Raw genomic sequence first — 21,436 nt, 5'->3', positions numbered from 1 at the left:
AATTTCTGTAAAGACTAAAACATTATAACAATCTCTAACGGAAGCCAATTTTAATTCTTTAGAAAACATAAAAGAACCCCTTAGGTTAGATTTCTCCAACTCAAGGGGTTCAGTTCAAAAGAATAATCTTTAGCTGCTTTTTTATTTTTATACTAATTTTGCATCGTCGACATTGATGAATTTACCTTTACCATCTACGATTTGGAAATTACGGTCTACATAGTCTAACAAACGAGCATCGTGAGTAATTAAAATAACGATACAATTTTGTTTATGCGCTAGTTCTTGTAGTAATTGCATAGTTTCTATTGCCATTTTTCCGTCCAATGCGGCAGTAGGTTCATCGGCTAAGATAACATCCGGATTAGTGTATAACGCACGCAAGATAGCGACACGTTGTTGTTGTCCTCCTGATAATTCATCAGGATAATGTTGCATTAAGTCCCCGATTTGTAGTTTATCGACTAATTGGTCAAAAGTATCTTTATCCATATTGCCGTGTTTTTTAATTTTATCCACTAACTTAAATTGATCTTTAACTTTTAAGTAAGGTAATAAATTGTAAGCTTGTAGGATAAAGCCTAAATGATTTAGACGAAACTTAGTTTTTACGGATTCTTTCATGTTTTGGTAGTTGTCACCATCAACGTTAATTTCACCATCGGTTGCGGATAAAATACCCCCTAAAATTTTCATAAAGGTACTCTTTCCGGAACCGGAAGGACCTGTGATAGCAATAACTTCACCGTCATTAGCGGAGAAATTAATATCAGTTAGCGCTGGAGTTTGCGCGAATTTGTTACCAAACATTTTATTAACGTTTTTTACTTCAATACGTGCCATTTATTTACCTCCCATCGCAATAGCTGGATCAATTTTAGAGACGGTACGCATAGGAATGATAGCTCCAATTACCGACATTAAAATTAATAGCGCTACTACTAAACTCATTAAACGAATATCGAAAGTCATAGGTACTGCAGCAGGCATTGACATAGCTGTTAAGGCAGTTAAAATACCACTAACTACGATGCCGGCTACCGTTAAGATAACGGCAGTACTAATGATGTTAAAGGCTAGATAGCTGTTAGAAATTCCTTGAATCTTCATTACCGCAAAGTATGGAATCTTTTGCATAGTTAAAACAAATAAGAAAATAGCGATAATAACTAACGTGATTAATAGTAAGAAGACAATCATGAAACTGAAAGTACTATTTTGGGCACTGTAACCCGGAATATTTTGAATAAAGTCATTAATATTAAAGACTTCAGTACCACTGACCTTTTGATGTGGTGCTTTTTTATAAACTAAGGCACTGACGTTATTATTATTTTTATCGCCAAATTTAGCTTCACGAATAGCGCTAACAGTACCGTAAACTACCGGTGCCACGTTTAACGTAGTGTTTTTAATAGTTCCGACAATTTGGTAAGTTTTACCGGTACGACTAAATTTAATCCATTGACCTAAGTGATAACCATTGTTTTGCAACAAGCTTTGATCTACTACCACTTGGCGATCATTCTTAAAGATATGTCCCTTTTGGATGTGTAAATCTTTATAAATAAATTGGCCCTTTTGTAATCCCATAATTTGGGCAGTTACTTTATTTTGTTGCTTAGTAGTTTGCACGTTACCGGCCATTTGGACGATATCAGCACGAGATTTATTGGTGTAAGCATGAGCCTGACTACCCTCGATATTAGATTGATCTAGTGAACCGTTCGCATCGGCGTTTAATACAATTTTGTCCGCATGCCAGGTGTCCACTGCTTGTTTACTGGCGTTACTTAAACCAAAAGCTAGCGCCGTTAAAATAAAGATTAAATAAGCAATCATTACGATAACTAACGCCACTAAGCCGTAACGTAATTTATTTTTCTTCATTTCTTGAATGGATAAAAACATTTTACTTCCCCCTATTTACTTAATCCCGCATTAAGTACGTGTAATAACTTTTGATAATCTTGTAATTCTTGTGTGGCATCGTGGCCTTCTAAAACTGCTTTAATGACTTCATGCGCAGCTTTAGTAGCCCATTTGTAAGTCACTACTACCGTTTCTTTATCAGATACCTCGTGACCATTTACCTTCAGTATTAAATGTTCACTAGGCATATGACGATAATCGTATTCGGTATGTTTTAATTCGTATTGGTTATATAAAACATATTTACGATAAAATTCACGATATTTAGAATTACTTAGCTTATCAATAAAGGCACGTGTCGCCTCATAAAAGGCAGCTAGTGAATTGTTAGGTTCGTTTTCAATTAAGTGTAAGATGTCGAAATGAACAGCCGTTAGAACACGTTTTAAAGCATATTCATAGCTATCGTTTAAATCGGCAAAGTACTTATAAAAAGAACCGCGCGCAATGCCGCAATCCTTAATAATTCTGGCTACTTGGGCTTCCATTAAGCGATGTTTAGAAAACTCATTAATCAAAGCCACAAAGATTTGATCTTGTTTTTCCGGTTTTAAATTCTCAAATGTAGCTGTAGGCATAATCTTTTCCTCCTTTGGTGACACCGTGTCATTTTATAAATTATATGTTAATAAAATAGTGACACCGTGTCAACATATCTGCACAAAAAAAGACATCGAATTGCTTCGATGCCCTTTTTAACCGTTATTAACGATTATTTGTTTAGTTTTCTTACTGCAGCTTGCGCAGCTTCGTTCATAATGTTCCAAGGACGGTCGAAACCTGGTTGGAAGAAGAAGTCAGCATATGCTAAGTCGTATACAGTAGCATGTTGTTGAATAGCAAATGAAATGGTGTTGATGTTAGCAGTTACGTCACGTTTGGACATGATTTGACCACCTAAGATACGACCATCATCTGCATCAAATGTTAGTTTGAATTGTACTTTAGCGTTACCTGCGGCTTCGGAAACGAATGGAGGAACGGCAAAGTCTTCAATTAATACTGATTTAGCATTCTTAACACCACATTTAGCTTGAGTGTCTTCCTTAACACCAGTAGAAGCGAAGTGGTAGCTAAATACAGATAGAGCGGATGAACCAGAAACTGGAGTCATCTTTAATTCTCTACCTGCAGCGTTAGCGGCAGCTACACGTCCTTGACGACGAGCGTTAGAAGCTAAAGCGATGTATGATAAATCGCCAGTAGGTGCGAATGGAACCATAGTAGAATCACCAGCTGCGTAGATATCAGCTTGGCTAGTTTGTTGATGTTCATCTACTTTGATTAGGCCATGATCATCTAGGTCAGCGACACCATCTAATAGTTTAGTATTAGCAACTACTCCGGCAGTTTCGACTACTAATTCAGCATCGAAGTTACCTTTGTTAGTTTTAACGCCAGATACCTTACCGTCTTTACCTACAAATTCTTGTACATCGACGTCACCGACGAATTTAACACCATGATCATCAAATTCATGAGTTAAAATTTCAGTGAATTCTGGGTCTAAGTAGTTACCTAATAGACGAGAATTGTGGTCGATGATAGTTACTTCTTTACCTGCCTTAGCAAATGATTCAGCAGCTTCGATACCAATGTAGCCAGAACCAATTACAAAGACATGTTTTAGATCAGGATCTACCATCTTTTGTTTTAGTTTGATAGCCCAGTCACGTCCACGCATAGCGTAGATGTTTTCTAGATCTTTACCAGGAATATCTAGACGACGAGGAACAGCACCGATAGCTAAGATTAGCTTGTCGTAACCTTCGTCTCTTTCTGAACCATCTGCTAGGTTTTTAACGTGTACTTGGTGGTTAGCAGCATCGATACTTGCAACTTCTTGTTTTACAAATACGTGTACACCATCTTTTTCTGCGTTTTCAGGTGTTTCATATGAAACTTTATTTACATCTTTAACGACACCTTCAAGGTATAATTCCATTCCACAAGATAAGAAGGAAATAAAATCTCCTCTTTCATACCATTGAATTTCAGCGTCTGGGTTTTCCAAAAGCATTCCACGAACGGCTTCATATCCACCGTGTGAAGAACCAACTACGATAACTTTCATAATTATCATGGCCTCCTATAATTTAGATACTCGTTCTGCGAGTTTGTGATAATAATCACATAAGTTTTTACAAATTGTATTTTATATTTACTAACCTTAATTTGCAAGCAATTTTATCTTACCCAATGAAATATTTTTTAAATGGACATTTTATTAAATATTTTTTATAAAAAAATGAGAAGTTTCGTTGTAGTTCACCAAATTTACTAGTAAAATCGAGGTAAGCAAAAATAAAATAAAGAGGTTCTTATCATGAAGCATGGATTAATTAAAACAGCTTTGTTTACCGCAGCAGGTGCTGCCCTAGTGAAGGTTTCAAAGAAAAGCATGGAACTACGAAAAGCCAACAGCGATATTTACCGCCCTTCTGAAGATTTTTTCGTAGATGGTAAGTTAAATAATAAAAAAATTGCCTTTTTAGGTTCCTCCGTTACCTATGGATTAGCTGCTAACGGAATTTCTTTCGTCGACTTTTTACGTGTAGAACACGGCGTCGATGCTATCAAAGAAGCCGTTAGTGGAACCACTTTAGCTGATCTAGATGATTCATCTTACGTCAGTCGGTTACGCAAGCACTTAGATACGAAGCAACCTTTAGACTTATTCGCCTGCCAATTATCTACTAATGATCAACGCAAAGGCGCTAAGATGGGCTTTATCAGTCGTTCTTATGATATGGATGACTTCGATACTTCCACCAGTCTGGGTGCTATTGAATACATAATTGCGTATGTACAAAAGCATTGGGACTGTCCTATCGTATTTTACACTTGCCTACGTAGTCCTAATCCTGCTTATGAATTTTTAAGAAAACAACTATTCGAACTTCAATACAAATGGCACTTCGCCATTATCGATATTTGGAATAATGCCAACTTGGCTAAATTAAATCAACAACATCCCGAATTCATGTTAGATGACACTCATCCAACTTGTGCCGGATACCGTTATGGTTGGACCCCTATTTTCGTCCGTGAATTAGATTCCATGTTGGATGATGATTAATTTACAAACTTTATGAGAAAAGTATTAAAATTTAGTTGCAATTTTATCATTTAGTAGTATGATAATCGTAATGAATGAATGCAACATTTTAAAACTTATCCTTTCGTTGCTCTGTTCGGTAGATAATTTATTATCGTTGGTTCGACTCCAACCAGAGTAATTGGGAGAAATCCCAAGTTAGCTTTATCCCAATGTTAACTCGTAAAGCAAAATTGCTTTTCCATATTTTTATTCATAATTATCTATAATTCCACATAAAAAAAGCTAGTCGATTGACTAGCTTTTTTTGTTTATCTATTTACGTACGTGACGCTTTTTGTGATGATTCTTTTTATGATGCGCTTTCTTAACGTGACGACGTTTTTTAGTATGCTTTTTAGCATGTTTCTTTACATGGCGCTTCTTATGCTTCTTAACATGACGCTTTTTGTGACGAATCTTTTTAACATGACGTTTCTTGACATGTTTCTTTGGATGTTTTTTAACTCGCTTCTTGTGATGAACTTTCTTTACCACTTTCTTAGCATGCTTCTTCTTGTGGTGCACTACCTTAGCTGGAGCAGGTGCTGGAGCTGGCTTTGCAGGTTGTGGTTGAGCAGCAGTACCACCAATGAACCATTGTTGATCTTGACGTAACTTGCTGGCATCCAAACGTTTACGCAATGCCTTGGAATAGTGACGATCAGTATATTGCCACATTACATGAGGCATAGTAGGTTCAGCACGAGTATAAGCAGCTACCCAGTAACCATCATAGGCGTTTAGCGCACGAGATGCGTAGGTTTGCATAAAGGATTGGTAAGAATAGAACAATACTTTACGGCCACCTACCATAGGCTTAATAGTTCTAGCCCATTTACGAGTAGCAGCGTTAGCGCGCTTGCTACTAATGGAAGTAGTTTCAAAGTCATTTACATAGAACTTAGCTTCGGGAGCACGTTGGTATAACAAACGTGCTTCGTTAGCAGCTGATGCTGAATTACGATACAAACTAAATGAATATACTCCGTATGGTACTTGATATTTATTTAATAAATTACGATTGTAACTGAATGTTCTATCATTATATGAGCTACCATATTGTACTCGTAAAATAACGAATGGAACTTCTTTTTTTAGTTGCTTAACTTTACGTGCAGATAAACGGCCTTGCCATTCTGACAAATCATAGGCTCGTTTAGCAGCCGCTTGGGTATCAGCAGGTTTGTTCATGATCATCACAAAGCAAATCCCAATGAGAGTTAGCAGCAACATTAACATTGATTTTTTCTTCATCAATTAGGACTCCTTTTTTACTGTCTAACTAATTCTGTTATCTATTATAGACAGTGAATATTGCAAAACGAATATATTAATGTTACAAATTAGGGCTATTTTGGTAATATTTCATCAAAAATGCAACACTTTTGTTCATTTTGGTGATTGTATAATTTTTTACGGCTCCTATAATAGGCTATACAAACTTTTTGATATGAGGAGTGATAACATGTCATTTTTACAATTAAAAAATATTCAAAAATCATATTATTTAGGCAAAGAAGAATTTAAGGTTCTAAAAGGAATCAATTTAGACTTTGATAAAGGTGAAATGGTATCCATCCTAGGTGAATCCGGTGGAGGAAAGTCCACTTTAATGAATATCATCGGTGGATTAGATAGTAAATACTCTGGTGATGTTTGCATTAACGACAATTCACTAAAACATGATACAGATAAGCAATTAGACGAATACCGTCGTAAAACTATTGGATTTATCTTCCAAAGTTTTAACCTAATTAGTCATTTGACCGTTTTAGACAACGTGTTAGTGCCATTGGAAATGACTAAATTATCCAAGAGACAACAAATTAAACGTGCCAAAGAGTTATTAGATAAGGTAGGATTATCTGATCACATTAACAAATACCCTAACCAATTATCAGGTGGTCAAAAACAACGTGTATCTATAGCCCGTGCGTTAGCCGGTGACCCTGAAATGTTAATCGCCGACGAACCTACTGGTGCCCTAGACCCTGAAAACACTACCGAAATCTTACAAATCTTAGATAACATCGCTAAGGAAGGTAAATTAGTTTTAACCGTAACTCATTCTGAAAAAGTAGCAGCTTACGGAACTCGTATCGTTCACATGACTGACGGACGTATTGATCAAGACAAATTATTACGTAACCAATATGAAGCTAGCCAAAAACCTGCTATTGAATCTAAAGGTTTATCTTTTAAATCCGTTACTAAGATGACTTGGGATAACTTAAAATACAATGCCAAGCGTAATATTTTAATTATCTTCGGTGGATTAATCGGTATTTTCTCCGTTATCTTTATGTTGGGATTAGGTAATGGGGTTCGTGGTTACATTAATCACGAAATTTACTCACAAGTTAACCCTAACAGTGTACAAATCATGCACCACAATAAAGATGATCATTCATCATTTACTTCTTCTGATTTAAATCGCATTAACAAAGTCAAAGGGGTAAAATCAGTACAACGTGGTTACGCATCCCAAGGTGTGCAATTCAAATATGGTAAAAAGACTGCACAATCATCTTACTTAAGTTCTAGTTTATCTACTACTAACGTAGACAACATTAAACACGGAACTAAGCCTAGTGATAACGAAGTATTAATTAACACTTCAGCTGCTCAAGGTTTAAACAAAAAGAACCCTAACTCCATGGTAGGAAAAACTATTCAAGTTACTTTCACTGATATGAAAGCCGGTCGTCCTTTCCCTGTAACTAGCAACTTAAAGATTTCAGGAATTGTAGATTCACAAAGTCCAATTACTATCATTAACTTTGCTACCATTCAAAAAGAATTAAACGCTAATGGTATCGATGCTAAAACTAATTACATTAATGCCGAAATCGACGGTGGTGTTAAAAACGTTACTCCAGTACAAAACCGTATTAATAAACTAACTGTTAATAACAAACGTGCTTACACCGTTTCTGGTGCCGGTGAAATTGTTTCTACTTTAAACACTTACATTAACTTGGCGGTTTATGTATTAGCTGCTATCGCTGGTATTTCTCTATTAGTATCTGCCATCATGATTATCGTAGTGCTATACATCAGTGTGGCTGAACGTACTAAAGAAATTGGTATCTTACGTGCCTTAGGTGCTACTAAAGGTAACATTAGAATGTTATTCGTAAGTCAAGCATTATTCTTAGGAATCTTCTCTTCAGTATTTTCCGTAGTATTGGCTTACCTACTTCAATTAGCAATTAACTCCGGAGTAAATGGTTTAATTGATTACTCAATCATTCAAGTTACTCCTGGTGACGCTATCTTTGGTATCGTAATTGCCATCATTATTAACTTATTGGCTTCTATTCTCCCATCCAACAAGGGTGCTAAATTAGATCCAATAGAAAGTTTAAGTGCTGAATAAAAAAACAAAAGACCTGCGTTTGCTGGTCTTTTTTTTATTGGTTAATTAAAAATTCATAAATATCGTCTTTACTATATTCATCAAAATTATGAATCCAAAATACTACTACTCCAAATGCAGTAGATGAATAGTATGCAGACATTAGGCGACGATCTTTATCTTCCAACTTAGAAATAAATGATGTTGTAGTACTGCTTACCATTTTAGAAAAATAATCTAATAAATGGATAGTAAATTGAATATTTCCTTTTGCGCTAACCATAATTTCTAAGATAGGTTGATATTTTTCAATTACAGTTAAAAATTGATAAACAAATTGGTTCGCCGCACTTTTAATATCCTTTATAGAAGCATCTTTCATAGAAAATTTATTGAAATCTTTATTGGCATTATCAATTTCTTCGATAATACGATATTCCAATTGTTCTATTAAATCGTATTTATCTTGATAGTGTCGATAAAAAGTACTGCGGTTAATTTGTGCATATTGTATGATGTCACGTACGGTTACTGCATCGACACCTCTATCTTTAGCAGATTTCAAAAAAGCTTTCACGATATTATCATCAGTTATTTTTCTTTTATGTTCATACTGCGCCATGTGACATCCCCCTTAAGCATAAACATTTTAACATTAACTTTACCTAAGCTGTAACTATCATATCTCGCCGTTAAATGTTAGGCTATTAATATATTCTTATTAAGGAGTGAATAAAATTGAATAAAACTGACAATCCTAGTTTTATTACCAAATACATTGAAAGTTTTAAATGGGACCAAATTTTACACAACATCACTAACATTGTGATCGACGTAGTTTTAATCTCCATTTTCTTTCTTATCCTAAAAGCGGTAGGAAAAATGATTATTAATCGTTTATTTAGCAACTACGCTAAAAAACAACACGGTGTAGCCGAAAACCGTTTAAAAACTCTACACTCACTTTCCGTTAATTCATACATGTACATTTTAGTATTCTTTTGGATCTATTCTGTACTAACCTTTATCGGGGTTCCTATTGGTACCTTATTAGCCGGTGCCGGATTATTCTCCGTAGCTATTGGTTTAGGTGCCCAAGGCCTTGCTAACGATATTATTAATGGATTCTTTATTCTATTCGAAAAACAAATTAGCATCGGTGACTACGTTACTATCGGTGACGTTACCGGTACTGTTTCCGAAATTGGTTTAAGAACTACCAAGATTAGAAGTAACAATGATTCATTAAACTTTATTCCTAACAGATACATTACCAGTATTTGCAACATGTCTAAGGATCGCATGAAAGCTGAAATTAACATTCGTGTAAATCCAGACACTCCTATTACTGAAGTTATCAATATTATCAAACAAGTTAATGCCGACTACGTTCCTAAGACTGAAGGAATCATTGCTGATCCTCAACTTCTAGGTACTGTAGATATGGGTGACGGTACTATTGCCGTTAAAGAATACATCCCAACTACTGACGAAGCACGTTTTGATGTACAATTCGAATATTTACAACTATACTTAGAAGCAATTAAGAAGGCTGGCATTAAACTTCCTAACAACAAAGTAATTGCTGATATTTCAAATTCATAAAAGAATTTAACGCCCGTTTTTCGGGCGTTTTTTATTATCTATAGAAAGGATGTTACACATGAAACATCAACCCACTAACCCTAGTGTAGTCAAACAATATATCGATAGTTTTAACTGGGGCGATATTTTACACAACTTAACTTTTATCGTCATTGACGTGGCGTTATTATCCATTTTCTTTTTAATAGTTAAATTTTTAGGACAACTATTAATTAATCATTTCTTCAATCGTTATGTTAGAAAACAAAAGCATCGTAATCCTAAACGAGAAAAGACACTAGATTCTATTTCTACTAACACTTTCAACTATATTCTAGAATTCTTCTGGTTATATTCCATTTTGTCCGTAATAGGAATTCCAGTCGGTTCTCTACTAGCTGGTGCCGGATTGATTTCTCTAGCTTTAGGTTTAGGTGCCCAAGGTTTAGCTAACGATATCATCACCGGGTTCTTTATTTTATTTGAACATCAATTAGACGTCGGCGACTTCGTTATTTTAGATACCATCACCGGTACCGTTGAAGAAATTGGTTTACGTTCTACCCAAATCCGTGGCGTCGATGACTCGCTTAACTTCGTACCTAACCGCTACATTACTAACATCTGTAATATGTCCAAAGACCGTCTTAAGGCCGAGATTAACATTCGAATCTATCCTAACAGTCCGATTCAACAAATTATCGACATTATGAAAGATGTGAATGCTAAAAACGTGGCCACTACTGACGGCATCATTGATGATCCTCAACTATTAGGAACTGTCGACATTGGTAACGGTACTCTTATCGTCAAAGAATGGATTCCATGCAAAGACACTGCTAAGTTTGCCGTACAATTCAAATTCCTACAATTATATCTAGAAGCTATTACCGCTGCAGGTATTGAGTTACCTAATAATGATTTGGTAACACCTATACATTAATAAAAACTTAAATTGACACTACATCCATCCATTGCTATATTTACCTTATTCTAGGGGGTTATAGCTATCAGATGGGTGTTTTTTTATTGAATTACTAAAAAAATAAATTATTTAGCACACAAATGTTTTTGTCACGATTAAAAATAGTGTAGAATAATCATATATTGGAATTTATAAACAGATATAAATAAGGAGGATGCCTATGAGTGCATGGGATATTATACGTGACGCTACTCCACAACTAGTTAAAGCGTGTCTAATTTATACCATCCCCATTGCGATTGTTTCCTTTATTATTGGTTTAACCATTGCTGTGATTACTGCCTTAATAAAGATTTCGCAAAAAGGTGGTTGGTTCTTAATTGTAAAAGCCATTTTTCATTTTTACGTATGGTTATTTAGAAGTACCCCTCTATTAGTGCAATTATTCATTGTGTTTTTCGGGTTACCATACCTTCGAATCGCGGGAATTTTCCCCGATGGAATTCGTTTAACTCCAGTGGTTGCCGGAATTATTACTTTTTCTCTAAACACCGGAGCTTATGCTTCTGAAACCATCCGTGGTGCCATTTTATCCATTCCGGAAGGTCAATGGGAAGCTGCTTATTCACTAGGTATGACTAAGCGCAAAGTTTTATGGCGCATCATTTTACCACAAGCCAGTCGAGTTTCATTACCTCCACTAGCTAACGAATTTATCGGATTGGTAAAGGATACTTCATTGGCTGCTTCCATTACTATCGTAGAAATGTTTGAAGTCAGTCAACAAATCGCTGCGGAAAACTATCAACCTTTAATTATGTACATCTTGGTAGCTGCCATTTATGCGGTATTATGTAGTATTCTTTCCGTTCTACAAAGTTACTTGGAAAAACGAGTTTCTCGTTCTTTCGTTAAAAACTAGAAAGGAGCTTGCATATGCTTAATTTAAAAAATGTTTCCAAAACCTTTGGTAAGCAACATGCTTTGGATAATATTTCTCTACAATTTCCTAAAAATAAAACTTCAGTAATTGTAGGTCCTTCTGGTTCTGGTAAATCTACCCTACTTCGTTCTTTGAACTTATTGGAAAAGCCCGAAGCCGGTGAATATGATTTCAACGATTTAAAAATTGATTTTGGACAAAAGAAACTAAGTTCTAAAACCATTTTGCAAATCCGCAGAAAGACTAGCATGGTATTTCAAGGTTTTAATTTATTTCCTCATCTAACCGTCGTTAAAAATGTGATGGAAGGACAAGTTCAAGTACTAGGTAAAAGCAAGGATGAAGCACGTACTGAAGCTCTTCACTTACTAGATAAAGTAGGTATGAAAGACAAGGCCGATGCTTATCCTAGCCAACTATCCGGTGGTCAAGCACAACGTGTTGCCATCGCGCGCTCATTAGCTATGCATCCTGAATACATCCTATTAGATGAACCTACCAGTGCACTAGATCCAGAAATTGAATTAGAAGTACTTAAGGTACTTTTGGAACTAGCTAAAGAAAAACAATCATTAGTTATCGTTACGCACAATTTAACTTTTGCGCAACGTGTAGCTGATAAAATTACTTTCATTGAAGACGGTAAAGTTGGTTTTGACGGACCTACCGAAGAATTCTTCTCTTCTGACGATAGTCGTATCAAAGACTTTCTTGCCGCTATGAGCTTACAAAACATTTAAGGAGTGTTAATGATGAAATTCAACAAATTATTCAAATCTCTAACTGTATTATTAGCCGTTGCCGGTACCGGTGCTTTATTAGCATCATGCGGTAACTCCAGTGCTAAGAACTACAAAGATAACTTAACTAACAATGGTAAATTAACTATTGGTTTGGAAGGAACTTATGCTCCTTACTCATACCGTCAAGGTGGCCAACTAAAAGGTTTCGAAGTGGATTTAGCTAAAGACGTTGCTAAGAAGATGGGTCTAAAGGCTGACTTCGTTCAAACTAAATGGGACAGTTTAATCGCTGGTCTAGGTAGTAACCGTTACGATGCTGTTATGAACAACATGACCGTTACTCCACAAAGAGAAAAATTATACTCATTCTCTACTCCATACGCTTACTCTTACTACACTTTAATTACTAAGAGCAACAGTTCTATGAAGAGTATCAAAGACATTAAAGGTATGAACATCGTCGACGGTGCTGGTACTGATAACGCCGTAGTTGCTAAGAAGTTTGGTGCTAACATTTCATCTACTCCTGACAACTCCACTGGTTACCAATTGATCCAACAAGGTCGTGCTGATGGTACTGTTAATGCTATTCCTGCATGGAAGTACTACGCTAAGAACAACTCTACTAAGGGTCTAAAAGAAATTGACGTTCCTACTAAGCTACAAGAACCTGCTGCAACATCTATCATGTTCAACAAGAATTCTAAAGCTCTAAACAAGAAAGTTAACCAAGTCTTAGAACAACTAAGAAAAGACGGAACTATGAAGAAACTATCTATGAAGTACTTCGGTTCTGACATTACTTCTAAGAAAGACTAATATTATATAGATACGAAAAAAGCACTCGTTATGAGTGCTTTTTTTATTGGTTTAAAAGTAATAAGGCAATAAAAAAGCCCCACCGAGCGGGGCTTGTATTTACTCTTTTTTAATTGATTCTCTAATGACATCCAAGACTTCTTTTTGAAAATCACTAAAGTAATGAGACTTTAAGTAAACCAAGTTAGTAACAAACATGGGCATATCTTCGTCTAAGAACTCTAGTTTAACTACATCGTCAGGAGTATTAACTAAGGAATTAAAGAAACCTACTCCTACATTATGTTCAATTAAACGCATAATGTTATTGGATTCGTTAGATCTAAAAATTACGTTCGGATGAAAGGCATTACGTTTAGCTAATTGGTTAAAGGATTCATTTTGCACAAAGCCTTGTTTAAATAAGATAAAGTCTTCTTTGGCTAAATCTTTAAAATAAATTTTACCTTGCTTAGCCAATGGATGGTCTTTAGCTACATAGGCACAAAATGGGATTCTCTCGATTTCTTCGGTTTCAATCGCAGGATCATCTAGCGGATTATTAGAACCTAAGAGAGCTAGGTCTAATTCCCCATTTTTAAGTGCTGCCTTGGTAGTTTCGGAACCATATTCATAAGTATCAATACTGTGCAATAATTTTTCTTGTTTTAAACTATTAGCAATTTTAGGAAAGTATCTAGTTTCGATAATAGGTGGCAACCCGATAGATACTTTCTTAGCCTTTAGATTAGCGATGTTTCTCTTGGCCACCGTGAAATGTCGAATGATGGCCTGAGCATGATTTAACAATTGTTTACCACTATCGGTTACAATTAAGTCACCATGAGTACGATGACGGATTATAAGTTTGGCATCCATTTCTTTTTCTAGCCTTTTTAGGGCAAAGGTAATGGTAGGTTGGCTAACGCCAAATTCTTCCGCTACTTTAGAAAAAACTTTTAATTTTGTTAAGCTTATAAAATATTCCAGATCTCTAGTGTTCATAAAACGTGCTCCAAACGTTGATATAATAAGGTTTATATTTCACATATAAATTATATTTATTATAACACTAAGTTTTGACTATCTGAATACTCATGTATTATTATCTACGTATTAATTAAGAAAAGAGGTATGCATTATGACTATGGGATACAACATTTTAAACAACCCATTTAAGAATAAAGGTACTGCATTCACTAAAGAAGAACGTAAAGAATTAGGTTTAGAAGGTATGCTTCCACCATATGTTCAAACTTTACAAGAACAAACTGACCAAGCATACGCACAATTCCAAACTAAAGATTCCGATCTTGAAAAACGCATTTTCTTAATGCAAATTTTCAACGAAAATCGTGTACTATTCTACAAACTATTCTCACAACACGTTGTAGAATTCATGCCTATCGTATACGACCCAACCATTGCTGAAACTATCGAAAACTACAGTGAACTATTTGTTCAACCACAAAACGCTACATTCTTATCTATCGATGATGACTTAGACACTATCAAGACATCATTAAAGAATGCTGCTGATGGTCGTGACATTCGTTTAATCGTAGTTACTGACGCTGAAGGTATTTTAGGTATTGGTGACTGGGCTACTAACGGTGTTGATATCGCAGTTGGTAAGCTAATGGTTTACACTGCTGCCGCAGGTATCGACCCTAGCCAAGTTCTTCCAGTTGTATTAGATGCTGGTACTAACAACAAAGAATTATTAAACGATCCTATGTATCTAGGTAACCGTCACGAACGTGTTTACGGTGAAAAATACCACAAGTTCGTGGATACTTTCGTAGAAGATGCGGAAGAATTATTCCCAGATATGTACCTACACTTTGAAGATTTCGGTCGTAGCAATGCCGCTGAAATCCTAAACAAGTACAAGGACAAATACACTGTATTTAATGATGACATTCAAGGAACTGGTATCATCGTATTAGCTGGTATTTTAGGTGCCCTAAACATTTCCGGCGAAGACATGAAAGACCAAATCTATGTATCATTTGGTGCAGGTACTGCCGGTACTGGTATCGTTTCACGTGTTTACGATGAATTCGTACAAGAAGGTATGGACCCTGAAGAAGCTAAGAAACACTTCTACTTAATTGATAAACAAGGTCTATTATTCGATGATGACGACACTCTAACTCCTGAACAAAAACCATTTGCTAGAAGTCGTGACGAATTCGATAACCCTGACGAATTAACTAGTCTAGAAGCCGTAGTTAAAGCTGTTCACCCAACTATCTTAGTAGGTACTTCTACTCAACCAAATACCTTTACTGAAGATATCGTTAAGGAAATGGCTGCTCACTGTGAACGTCCAATTATCTTCCCTATTTCCAACCCAACTAAGTTGGCAGAAGCTAAAGCGGAAGACTTACTAAAATGGACTGACGGTAAAGCCCTAATCGGTACTGGTATTCCTGTTAAGGATATTGAATACAACGGTACTACTTACCAAATCGGTCAAGCTAATAACGCATTAGTTTACCCTGGTTTAGGTTTAGGTGCTATTGCTTCAACTGCAAGTGTCCTAGATGATGAAATGATTTCTGCCGCAGCCCACTCACTTGGTGGTATTGTCGACACTGACAAACCAGGTGCTGCAGTCTTACCTCCAGTTTCTAAGTTGGATCAATTCTCAACTACTGTAGCTAAGGCGGTTGCCGATAGCGCGGTAAAACGTGGTTTAACTCGTGAAGACATTAAAGATGTTGACCAAGCTATTGAAGATACTAAGTGGGAACCTAAGTATTAATCCTCTCCTTTTAAGATGATGTGTATAACACAATAAAAAAGGCGCCACTGTTTAGTGGCGTCTTTTTGTATGGTTATTATGATTTAGTTTTAAATATAAAATTCCAAAAATTAGTGTCCATCCTATCAAGGATATAATCATCCAAAAAATACAGCCAAATATGAAAGAGTTTAAGGAAGTTATATCGCCTCTCAATACTACATTAATTAAAGTAGTAACTATGGAAAATATTATAATTGATAGAATGTATCTTATTAATAGCTTCATTAATTAAAATACCTCTTTTAATATACGTTGTTTTAATAACTATAGCAAATGCTGCTTTATTATCAAAATAGATGGTTTGCAAGACAAAAAATAAGCCCCAGGAATAATCCTGAGGCTTATTTATTTATCTTAATGATGATTACTTATTTTCACTAATTACTACCTTACCATCTTGCATATCAGCCTTTAGATGTTTGATATCTTCATGGTCTAAGTAGAAATCAGTAATCTTATCTCTAATTTGTTGTTCAACTACTCTACGTAGTGGACGAGCACCCATAGCTTCATCATAGCCTTGGTCAATCAAGAAGTCCTTAACTTCGTCAGAAACTTCTACGTCCATGTCTTTCTTAGCCAAAGTGTGGTTTACATCATCTAACATTAAGTTGACGATGTCCTTTAAGTCATCCTTGCCTAAGTGAGAGAATTCGACGATAGCGTTGAAACGGTTTAAGAATTCAGGACGGAAGTATGGAGCTAGACGATCCATAATCTTCTTGTCTTTGTCATCTTTACCAGTTAAGCTTTCGTTTCCGAATCCGGCGTTAGAAGTAGCGATTACTACAGTGTTCTTGAAGTTAACTACATTGCCTTGTCCGTCAGTCAAACGACCATCGTCTAAGACTTGTAGTAACAAGGTTAATACTTGTGGGTTAGCCTTTTCAATTTCGTCCAACAATACGATGGAGTAAGGGTTTCTACGTACCTTTTCAGTTAAGGTATTGTTGTTATCGTTGTATCCTACATAACCAGCAGAAGCACCGATTAATTTAGAAACAGCGGTTGGGTCGGAGTATTCAGACATATCTAATCTGATAATGTTGTCTTTGTTACCAAACATGTCCTTAGCTAATTGCTTAGCCAATTCAGTCTTACCTACTCCAGTAGGACCTACGAACAAGAAGGAACCAATTGGACGGTTACCTTCGTCAAAACCAGCACGGTTTCTACGAATTGCACGAGTAACGGCTTGTACAGCTTCGTCTTGGCCGATAACCTTACCCTTTAGACGATCGCCCATAGTCTTTAGACGTTCGATGTCAGTACTGCTCATCTTAGAAACAGGTACTCCGGTCAAACGTTCTACTGATTTAGCGACGTCATCAACAGTAGCAGTGACTTTCTTAGCGTCAGTCTTGCTATCTGCTTGTTTTTCTAAGTCGGCTACACGATTCTTATGTTGCATAGCAGCTTCATAATCTTCGTTCTTTGCAGCATCTTCTTGAGCTTGCTTTTCGGATTTAATTTCATCTTCGATTTGCTTTTGATCTAGGACTGGATGTTGTGCTGCTAAGTGAGCGGCAGTCATGTCGACTAAATCAATAGCCTTATCAGGCAAGCTTCTTTGTGGAATATATTGAACTGAGTAGTCTACCGCAGCTTTTAGAACTTCATCAGGTAAAACTACATTATGATGCTTTTCGTATAAACCACGAACACCCTTTAAGATTTGCAAAGTAGTTTCTTCATTAGGTGCCTTGATTTGTACTTGGTTGAAACGACGTGATAATGCAGCGTCCTTTAGAATAGTGTTTCTGTATTCATCTTGGGTAGTAGCACCGATTACACTGATTTCACCACGAGATAAAGCTGGTTTGATAATATCAGCTAAACCTTTAGAACCACTTTCGTCACCGGCGTTACCAGCACCTAAGATTTGGTGGATTTCATCGAAGAACAAGATAACGTTCTTCTTTGCCTTAATTTCTTTAATTAAGTTTTGAATATTTTGTTCGAAACTACCACGGTATTGAGTACCAGCTTCTAGTCCAGAAATATCAATACTGATAATTTCCTTATCACGAAGAGTTGCAGGTACATCACCTTTAACAATGGCTTGAGCTAAACCTTCTACTACCGCAGTCTTACCTACACCGGCGTCACCTACTAATACCGGATTGTTCTTAATTCTTCTAGATAAAACTTCAGCAGTTTCTTGAATTTCTTTATTTCTACCAATAACTGGGTCTAACTTACCATCACGAGCTTCTTGGGTAAGATTTCTACCTAACTTTTCTAGAATGCCACCTTGTTGTTTAGTAGCATTTGCTTGTTTTGTATTGCCTTGTAATTGGCCATTTTTTCTTAACTCTTGTAATTGTTCTGGGGTAACTTCTTGTCCGTTAATCATGTAACGGCGTTGTGAATGACTAGCGTCATTGCCTAAAAATTGATTAAAGATACGATCAAAATCATCATTAAATGGATCAAATGGAATGTTTGCCATAATTGAATCCCCCTTTATATTTTTATAAGTCCTTTGGACTTATTTATTAGGTGCAGGTCACATCTCCTTGGTGCTCTTCCCTGTCACCAACTAATATACTAACACCTAATTTACATAATTCAATATATTTTTGACCTTTTTTGACCTTTATTTTTAACTTATTTATAGAAACGTTGATATAATAGCATTTCTAAGGTGAAACTTTTTTTGATAAATTTTGACCAATAATTAATTTTTGACATTTATAACAGAATTTTGGTTTATATTTATAGTTCATTTTTAAAATTTTTGCTTCATTAATATAGATCAGAATTTAATAGCAAAAGCCACTGTATATAAGCATATGTTAGGTTTTCTTACATAAAAAGCCGACTTTTTTAAAAAATTGGTAATTATAAATATACTTTTACTGTCTGTTCTGGTATTATACATATATACGATGTTATGAAACATAACGTGAAAAGGAGTTTTGAAGATGAAGCAACATTCATTAGCATTCCGATGGATATTTACATTGGCATGCGGATTAATCGTTGCGTTGGGGTTATTTGCTGCGCCACTTAAATCACACGCGGCTGAAAAAACCTACACCATCGGGACCGATGTAACTTTCCCTCCCTTTGAATACGCCAACGACAACAATAAATATGTAGGTATTGATATTGATTTAGTAAAGGCCATTGCAAAGGACCAGCATTTTAAAGTTAACATTAAAGCTGTTGGTTTCAGTGGTGCCGTTCAAGCCGTACAATCCGGTCAAATGGACGGGGTTATTGCTGGTATGTCAGTTACACCCGAACGTAAGGGTACGTTTGATTTCTCAACTCCTTACTACAATTCAGGTGTAGTTATGGCTACTTCTCAAAACAATAACAAGATTAAGAGCCTAAACGATCTTCGTGGTAAGACCGTTGCCGTTAAGACTGGTACCACCGGTGCACAATATGCACAATCCATTCAAAAGAAATATGGATTTAAGATTTCTACTTTCGATGATTCCAGTAACGTTTATGAAGACGTTTTAACTGGTAACTCAGTTGCCTGTTTCGACGATGAACCAGTTCTAAAGTATGCTATTAATCAAGGTACTCAACTAAGTATCAAGACTAAGCCTGCTGCTGGTACTCCCGTTGGTTTCGGAGTTAAAAAAGGTCAAAACGGTGAATTACTTAAGAAATTTAACGCTGGTTTAACTCATTTAAAGAAAACCGGCCAATACCAAAAGATTTTAAACAAGTACTTAAACGCCAAGAAGAGTGCTGCTGACAACCACTCATTCTGGGGAATTTTAAAACAAAATAAAGTATTTCTATACCAAGGATTCTTACAAACTCTATGGTTAACTATTATTTCCATTATTTTTGCTACTATCTTTGGAGTTATCTTCGGTCTATTAGGAGTACTTCCTATTAAATTCTTCCGTGGCTTATCTGCTACAGTTATTTACCTATTTAGAGGTATGCCTCTATTAGTTCTAGCTCTATTTATCTACACTGGTATTCCTACTCTAACTGGTACTAAGATTCCTGCATTTATCGCGGGTGTTATTACCTTAATGTTAGACGAAGGTGCTTACATTGCAGCCTTTGTTAAAGGTGGTATTGAATCTGTAGATAAAGGTCAAATGGAAGCTGCTCGAAGCTTAGGTTTACCATTCGGCAAATCCATGCGTAAGGTTATTCTTCCACAAGGTATTCGTTTAATCGTACCTTCCTTTATTAACCAATTCATCATTACCTTAAAGGATACTTCCATTCTATCTGTTATCGGTATTTTGGAACTTACTCAAACTGGTAAGATCATTATCGCTAGAAACCTAGAAGGCTTTAAAGTTTGGGCAATGATTTCAATTATTTACTTAATTATTATCACCCTACTAACTTGGCTATCTAACTGGGGTAAAAGGAGGACAAAAATTTGAGTAAAATAAAAGTTACTGATTTACACAAGCAATATGCTGACAACCACGTTTTAAAAGGTGTAAATCTAGAAGTTAAAGATAACGAAGTAGTTGTTATTATTGGTCCTTCTGGTTCCGGTAAATCCACTTTACTTAGAACCTTAAATGGTTTGGAACAACCTACTTCAGGTTCCGTGGTAGTTCACGGTGAAGATATCGCTAAGAAAGATATCAACATTGATAAAGTTCGTGAACAAATCGGTATGGTATTTCAACACTTCAACTTATTCAACAACCTACCAGTGGGTGAAAACATCATGTTAGCCCCTGTTCAACTAGGTAAGATGAGTAAGCAAGAAGCTAAACAAACTGCCGAAAAATTACTAAAAGTTGTGGGACTAGAAGATAAATTCGATGCTCCCGTTAACTCACTATCAGGTGGTCAAAAACAACGTATCGCCATCGCTCGTGCATTAGCTATGAACCCTGACATTATGTTATTTGATGAACCTACATCTGCTCTAGACCCTGAAATGGTCGGCGATGTTTTAAACGTTATGAAAAAATTAGCTACTGAAGATGGTATGACTATGGTCGTGGTTACTCACGAAATGGGCTTTGCTAAAGAAGTTGCTGATCGAGTAGTCTTCGTAGATCAAGGAATTATCCAAGAACAAGGCACTCCTGATGAAATCTTCAACCATCCTAAGAACGAACGTCTAAAGTCCTTCTTATCCAAGGTTTTGGCCGTTTAAAACGAATTTTAAAAGCACTTCATATTAATGAAGTGCTTTTTTTATGTGCTAATTTAGTCGTCTCTTATAATTTATTCTTGAAATTTTTTGTGAATATTTTATAATTGTTAGTATGCTAACTATTTAGGAAGGAG

The 21,436-nt window shown here is 35.9% G+C and carries 18 protein-coding genes; 10 read left to right on the top strand and 8 right to left on the bottom strand.

Annotation, left to right across the window (positions count from 1 at the left end; all coding sequences use genetic code 11):
- Positions 1-147 precede the first annotated feature (147 nt).
- From D7I45_RS00740 to D7I45_RS00725, 4 genes are all read right to left on the bottom strand, one after another.
- A complete protein-coding gene (locus tag D7I45_RS00740; RefSeq protein WP_120783890.1) occupies positions 148-843 on the bottom strand; it encodes an ABC transporter ATP-binding protein in 696 nt (231 codons plus the stop codon).
- Positions 844-1,911: an ABC transporter permease gene (locus D7I45_RS00735; RefSeq protein WP_120783889.1), complete on the bottom strand. Its 1,068-nt coding sequence runs from the start codon at positions 1,909-1,911 to the stop codon at positions 844-846.
- Between the two features lie 11 nt (positions 1,912-1,922).
- Positions 1,923-2,510, bottom strand: coding sequence for a TetR/AcrR family transcriptional regulator (locus D7I45_RS00730; RefSeq protein ID WP_120783888.1), 588 nt, complete (start codon positions 2,508-2,510; stop codon positions 1,923-1,925).
- 134 nt (positions 2,511-2,644) lie between these two features.
- Positions 2,645-4,006, bottom strand: a complete 1,362-nt coding sequence (locus D7I45_RS00725; RefSeq protein WP_120783887.1) for an FAD-dependent oxidoreductase — start codon at positions 4,004-4,006, stop codon at positions 2,645-2,647.
- Between the two features lie 252 nt (positions 4,007-4,258).
- Between D7I45_RS00725 and D7I45_RS00720 the strand changes: the two genes are divergently transcribed.
- A complete protein-coding gene (locus D7I45_RS00720) occupies positions 4,259-5,011 on the top strand; it encodes an SGNH/GDSL hydrolase family protein (protein ID WP_120783886.1) in 753 nt (250 codons plus the stop codon).
- Positions 5,012-5,305: 294 nt separating this feature from the next.
- On the opposite strand, the gene D7I45_RS00715 is transcribed toward D7I45_RS00720, so the two are convergent.
- On the bottom strand, positions 5,306-6,286 hold the full coding sequence (locus D7I45_RS00715) for a GH25 family lysozyme (RefSeq protein ID WP_120783885.1): 981 nt from the start codon (positions 6,284-6,286) through the stop codon (positions 5,306-5,308).
- Between the two features lie 211 nt (positions 6,287-6,497).
- Between D7I45_RS00715 and D7I45_RS00710 the strand changes: the two genes are divergently transcribed.
- The gene (locus D7I45_RS00710; RefSeq protein ID WP_120783884.1) at positions 6,498-8,411 is read left to right on the top strand and encodes an ABC transporter ATP-binding protein/permease; all 1,914 of its coding nucleotides are present in this window, start codon (positions 6,498-6,500) and stop codon (positions 8,409-8,411) included.
- 34 nt (positions 8,412-8,445) lie between these two features.
- On the opposite strand, the gene D7I45_RS00705 is transcribed toward D7I45_RS00710, so the two are convergent.
- Entirely contained in the window at positions 8,446-9,012 is a 567-nt protein-coding gene (locus D7I45_RS00705; RefSeq protein ID WP_120783883.1) for a TetR family transcriptional regulator, read from the bottom strand.
- A 116-nt stretch (positions 9,013-9,128) separates the two neighbouring features.
- Here D7I45_RS00705 and D7I45_RS00700 point away from each other — a divergent pair, with 116 nt between their 5' ends.
- The 5 genes from D7I45_RS00700 (at position 9,129) to D7I45_RS00680 (ending at position 13,404) form a co-directional block, all read left to right on the top strand.
- Positions 9,129-9,995 carry a mechanosensitive ion channel family protein gene (locus D7I45_RS00700; RefSeq protein WP_120783882.1) on the top strand — a complete coding sequence of 289 codons (867 nt, stop codon included), beginning with the start codon at positions 9,129-9,131 and terminating at the stop codon, positions 9,993-9,995.
- A gap of 58 nt (positions 9,996-10,053) precedes the next feature.
- Positions 10,054-10,917, top strand: a complete 864-nt coding sequence (locus D7I45_RS00695; RefSeq protein WP_162924052.1) for a mechanosensitive ion channel family protein — start codon at positions 10,054-10,056, stop codon at positions 10,915-10,917.
- Between the two features lie 202 nt (positions 10,918-11,119).
- Positions 11,120-11,821, top strand: a complete 702-nt coding sequence (locus D7I45_RS00690) for an amino acid ABC transporter permease (protein WP_120783880.1) — start codon at positions 11,120-11,122, stop codon at positions 11,819-11,821.
- Positions 11,822-11,835: 14 nt separating this feature from the next.
- Positions 11,836-12,582 (top strand): amino acid ABC transporter ATP-binding protein, encoded by a 747-nt coding sequence (locus tag D7I45_RS00685; RefSeq protein ID WP_120783879.1) that lies wholly within the window; start codon positions 11,836-11,838, stop codon positions 12,580-12,582.
- A gap of 12 nt (positions 12,583-12,594) precedes the next feature.
- Positions 12,595-13,404 (top strand): transporter substrate-binding domain-containing protein, encoded by an 810-nt coding sequence (locus D7I45_RS00680; protein ID WP_120783878.1) that lies wholly within the window; start codon positions 12,595-12,597, stop codon positions 13,402-13,404.
- Between the two features lie 99 nt (positions 13,405-13,503).
- On the opposite strand, the gene D7I45_RS00675 is transcribed toward D7I45_RS00680, so the two are convergent.
- Positions 13,504-14,388 carry a LysR substrate-binding domain-containing protein gene (locus D7I45_RS00675; RefSeq protein WP_120783877.1) on the bottom strand — a complete coding sequence of 295 codons (885 nt, stop codon included), beginning with the start codon at positions 14,386-14,388 and terminating at the stop codon, positions 13,504-13,506.
- Between the two features lie 136 nt (positions 14,389-14,524).
- Between D7I45_RS00675 and D7I45_RS00670 the strand changes: the two genes are divergently transcribed.
- Positions 14,525-16,153: a malolactic enzyme gene (locus D7I45_RS00670; RefSeq protein ID WP_205570329.1), complete on the top strand. Its 1,629-nt coding sequence runs from the start codon at positions 14,525-14,527 to the stop codon at positions 16,151-16,153.
- Positions 16,154-16,559: 406 nt separating this feature from the next.
- Here the strand turns inward: D7I45_RS00670 and D7I45_RS00665 are convergent, their stop codons facing one another.
- Entirely contained in the window at positions 16,560-18,647 is a 2,088-nt protein-coding gene (locus tag D7I45_RS00665; RefSeq protein WP_120783876.1) for an AAA family ATPase, read from the bottom strand.
- 475 nt (positions 18,648-19,122) lie between these two features.
- On the opposite strand from D7I45_RS00665, the gene D7I45_RS00660 reads away from it, so the two are divergent.
- Both D7I45_RS00660 and D7I45_RS00655 read left to right on the top strand, forming a co-directional pair.
- Positions 19,123-20,568 (top strand): amino acid ABC transporter substrate-binding protein/permease, encoded by a 1,446-nt coding sequence (locus D7I45_RS00660; RefSeq protein ID WP_120783875.1) that lies wholly within the window; start codon positions 19,123-19,125, stop codon positions 20,566-20,568.
- Positions 20,565-21,302, top strand: a complete 738-nt coding sequence (locus D7I45_RS00655; RefSeq protein ID WP_120783874.1) for an amino acid ABC transporter ATP-binding protein — start codon at positions 20,565-20,567, stop codon at positions 21,300-21,302. The genes D7I45_RS00660 and D7I45_RS00655 overlap by 4 nt, the downstream gene beginning before the upstream one ends.
- The last annotated feature ends 134 nt before the right edge of the window (positions 21,303-21,436 follow it).

The sequence above is a fragment of the Apilactobacillus bombintestini genome (genome assembly GCF_003627035.1).
GTDB classification, from domain to species: domain Bacteria; phylum Bacillota; class Bacilli; order Lactobacillales; family Lactobacillaceae; genus Apilactobacillus; species Apilactobacillus bombintestini.
This window is presented reverse-complemented; position numbering and strand designations above follow the sequence as displayed.

What these genes read in the sequence shown, in the direction of transcription:
- D7I45_RS00740 (WP_120783890.1), bottom strand. Translation starts at nt 843, where the DNA reads ATGGCACGTATTGAAGTAAAAAACGTTAATAAAATGTTTGGTAACAAA.
- D7I45_RS00735 (WP_120783889.1), bottom strand. Translation starts at nt 1,911, where the DNA reads ATGTTTTTATCCATTCAAGAAATGAAGAAAAATAAATTACGTTACGGC.
- D7I45_RS00730 (WP_120783888.1), bottom strand. Translation starts at nt 2,510, where the DNA reads ATGCCTACAGCTACATTTGAGAATTTAAAACCGGAAAAACAAGATCAA.
- D7I45_RS00725 (WP_120783887.1), bottom strand. Translation starts at nt 4,006, where the DNA reads ATGAAAGTTATCGTAGTTGGTTCTTCACACGGTGGATATGAAGCCGTT.
- D7I45_RS00720 (WP_120783886.1), top strand. Translation starts at nt 4,259, where the DNA reads ATGAAGCATGGATTAATTAAAACAGCTTTGTTTACCGCAGCAGGTGCT.
- D7I45_RS00715 (WP_120783885.1), bottom strand. Translation starts at nt 6,286, where the DNA reads ATGAAGAAAAAATCAATGTTAATGTTGCTGCTAACTCTCATTGGGATT.
- D7I45_RS00710 (WP_120783884.1), top strand. Translation starts at nt 6,498, where the DNA reads ATGTCATTTTTACAATTAAAAAATATTCAAAAATCATATTATTTAGGC.
- D7I45_RS00705 (WP_120783883.1), bottom strand. Translation starts at nt 9,012, where the DNA reads ATGGCGCAGTATGAACATAAAAGAAAAATAACTGATGATAATATCGTG.
- D7I45_RS00695 (WP_162924052.1), top strand. Translation starts at nt 10,054, where the DNA reads ATGAAACATCAACCCACTAACCCTAGTGTAGTCAAACAATATATCGAT.
- D7I45_RS00690 (WP_120783880.1), top strand. Translation starts at nt 11,120, where the DNA reads ATGAGTGCATGGGATATTATACGTGACGCTACTCCACAACTAGTTAAA.
- D7I45_RS00685 (WP_120783879.1), top strand. Translation starts at nt 11,836, where the DNA reads ATGCTTAATTTAAAAAATGTTTCCAAAACCTTTGGTAAGCAACATGCT.
- D7I45_RS00680 (WP_120783878.1), top strand. Translation starts at nt 12,595, where the DNA reads ATGAAATTCAACAAATTATTCAAATCTCTAACTGTATTATTAGCCGTT.
- D7I45_RS00675 (WP_120783877.1), bottom strand. Translation starts at nt 14,388, where the DNA reads ATGAACACTAGAGATCTGGAATATTTTATAAGCTTAACAAAATTAAAA.
- D7I45_RS00670 (WP_205570329.1), top strand. Translation starts at nt 14,525, where the DNA reads ATGACTATGGGATACAACATTTTAAACAACCCATTTAAGAATAAAGGT.
- D7I45_RS00665 (WP_120783876.1), bottom strand. Translation starts at nt 18,647, where the DNA reads ATGGCAAACATTCCATTTGATCCATTTAATGATGATTTTGATCGTATC.
- D7I45_RS00660 (WP_120783875.1), top strand. Translation starts at nt 19,123, where the DNA reads ATGAAGCAACATTCATTAGCATTCCGATGGATATTTACATTGGCATGC.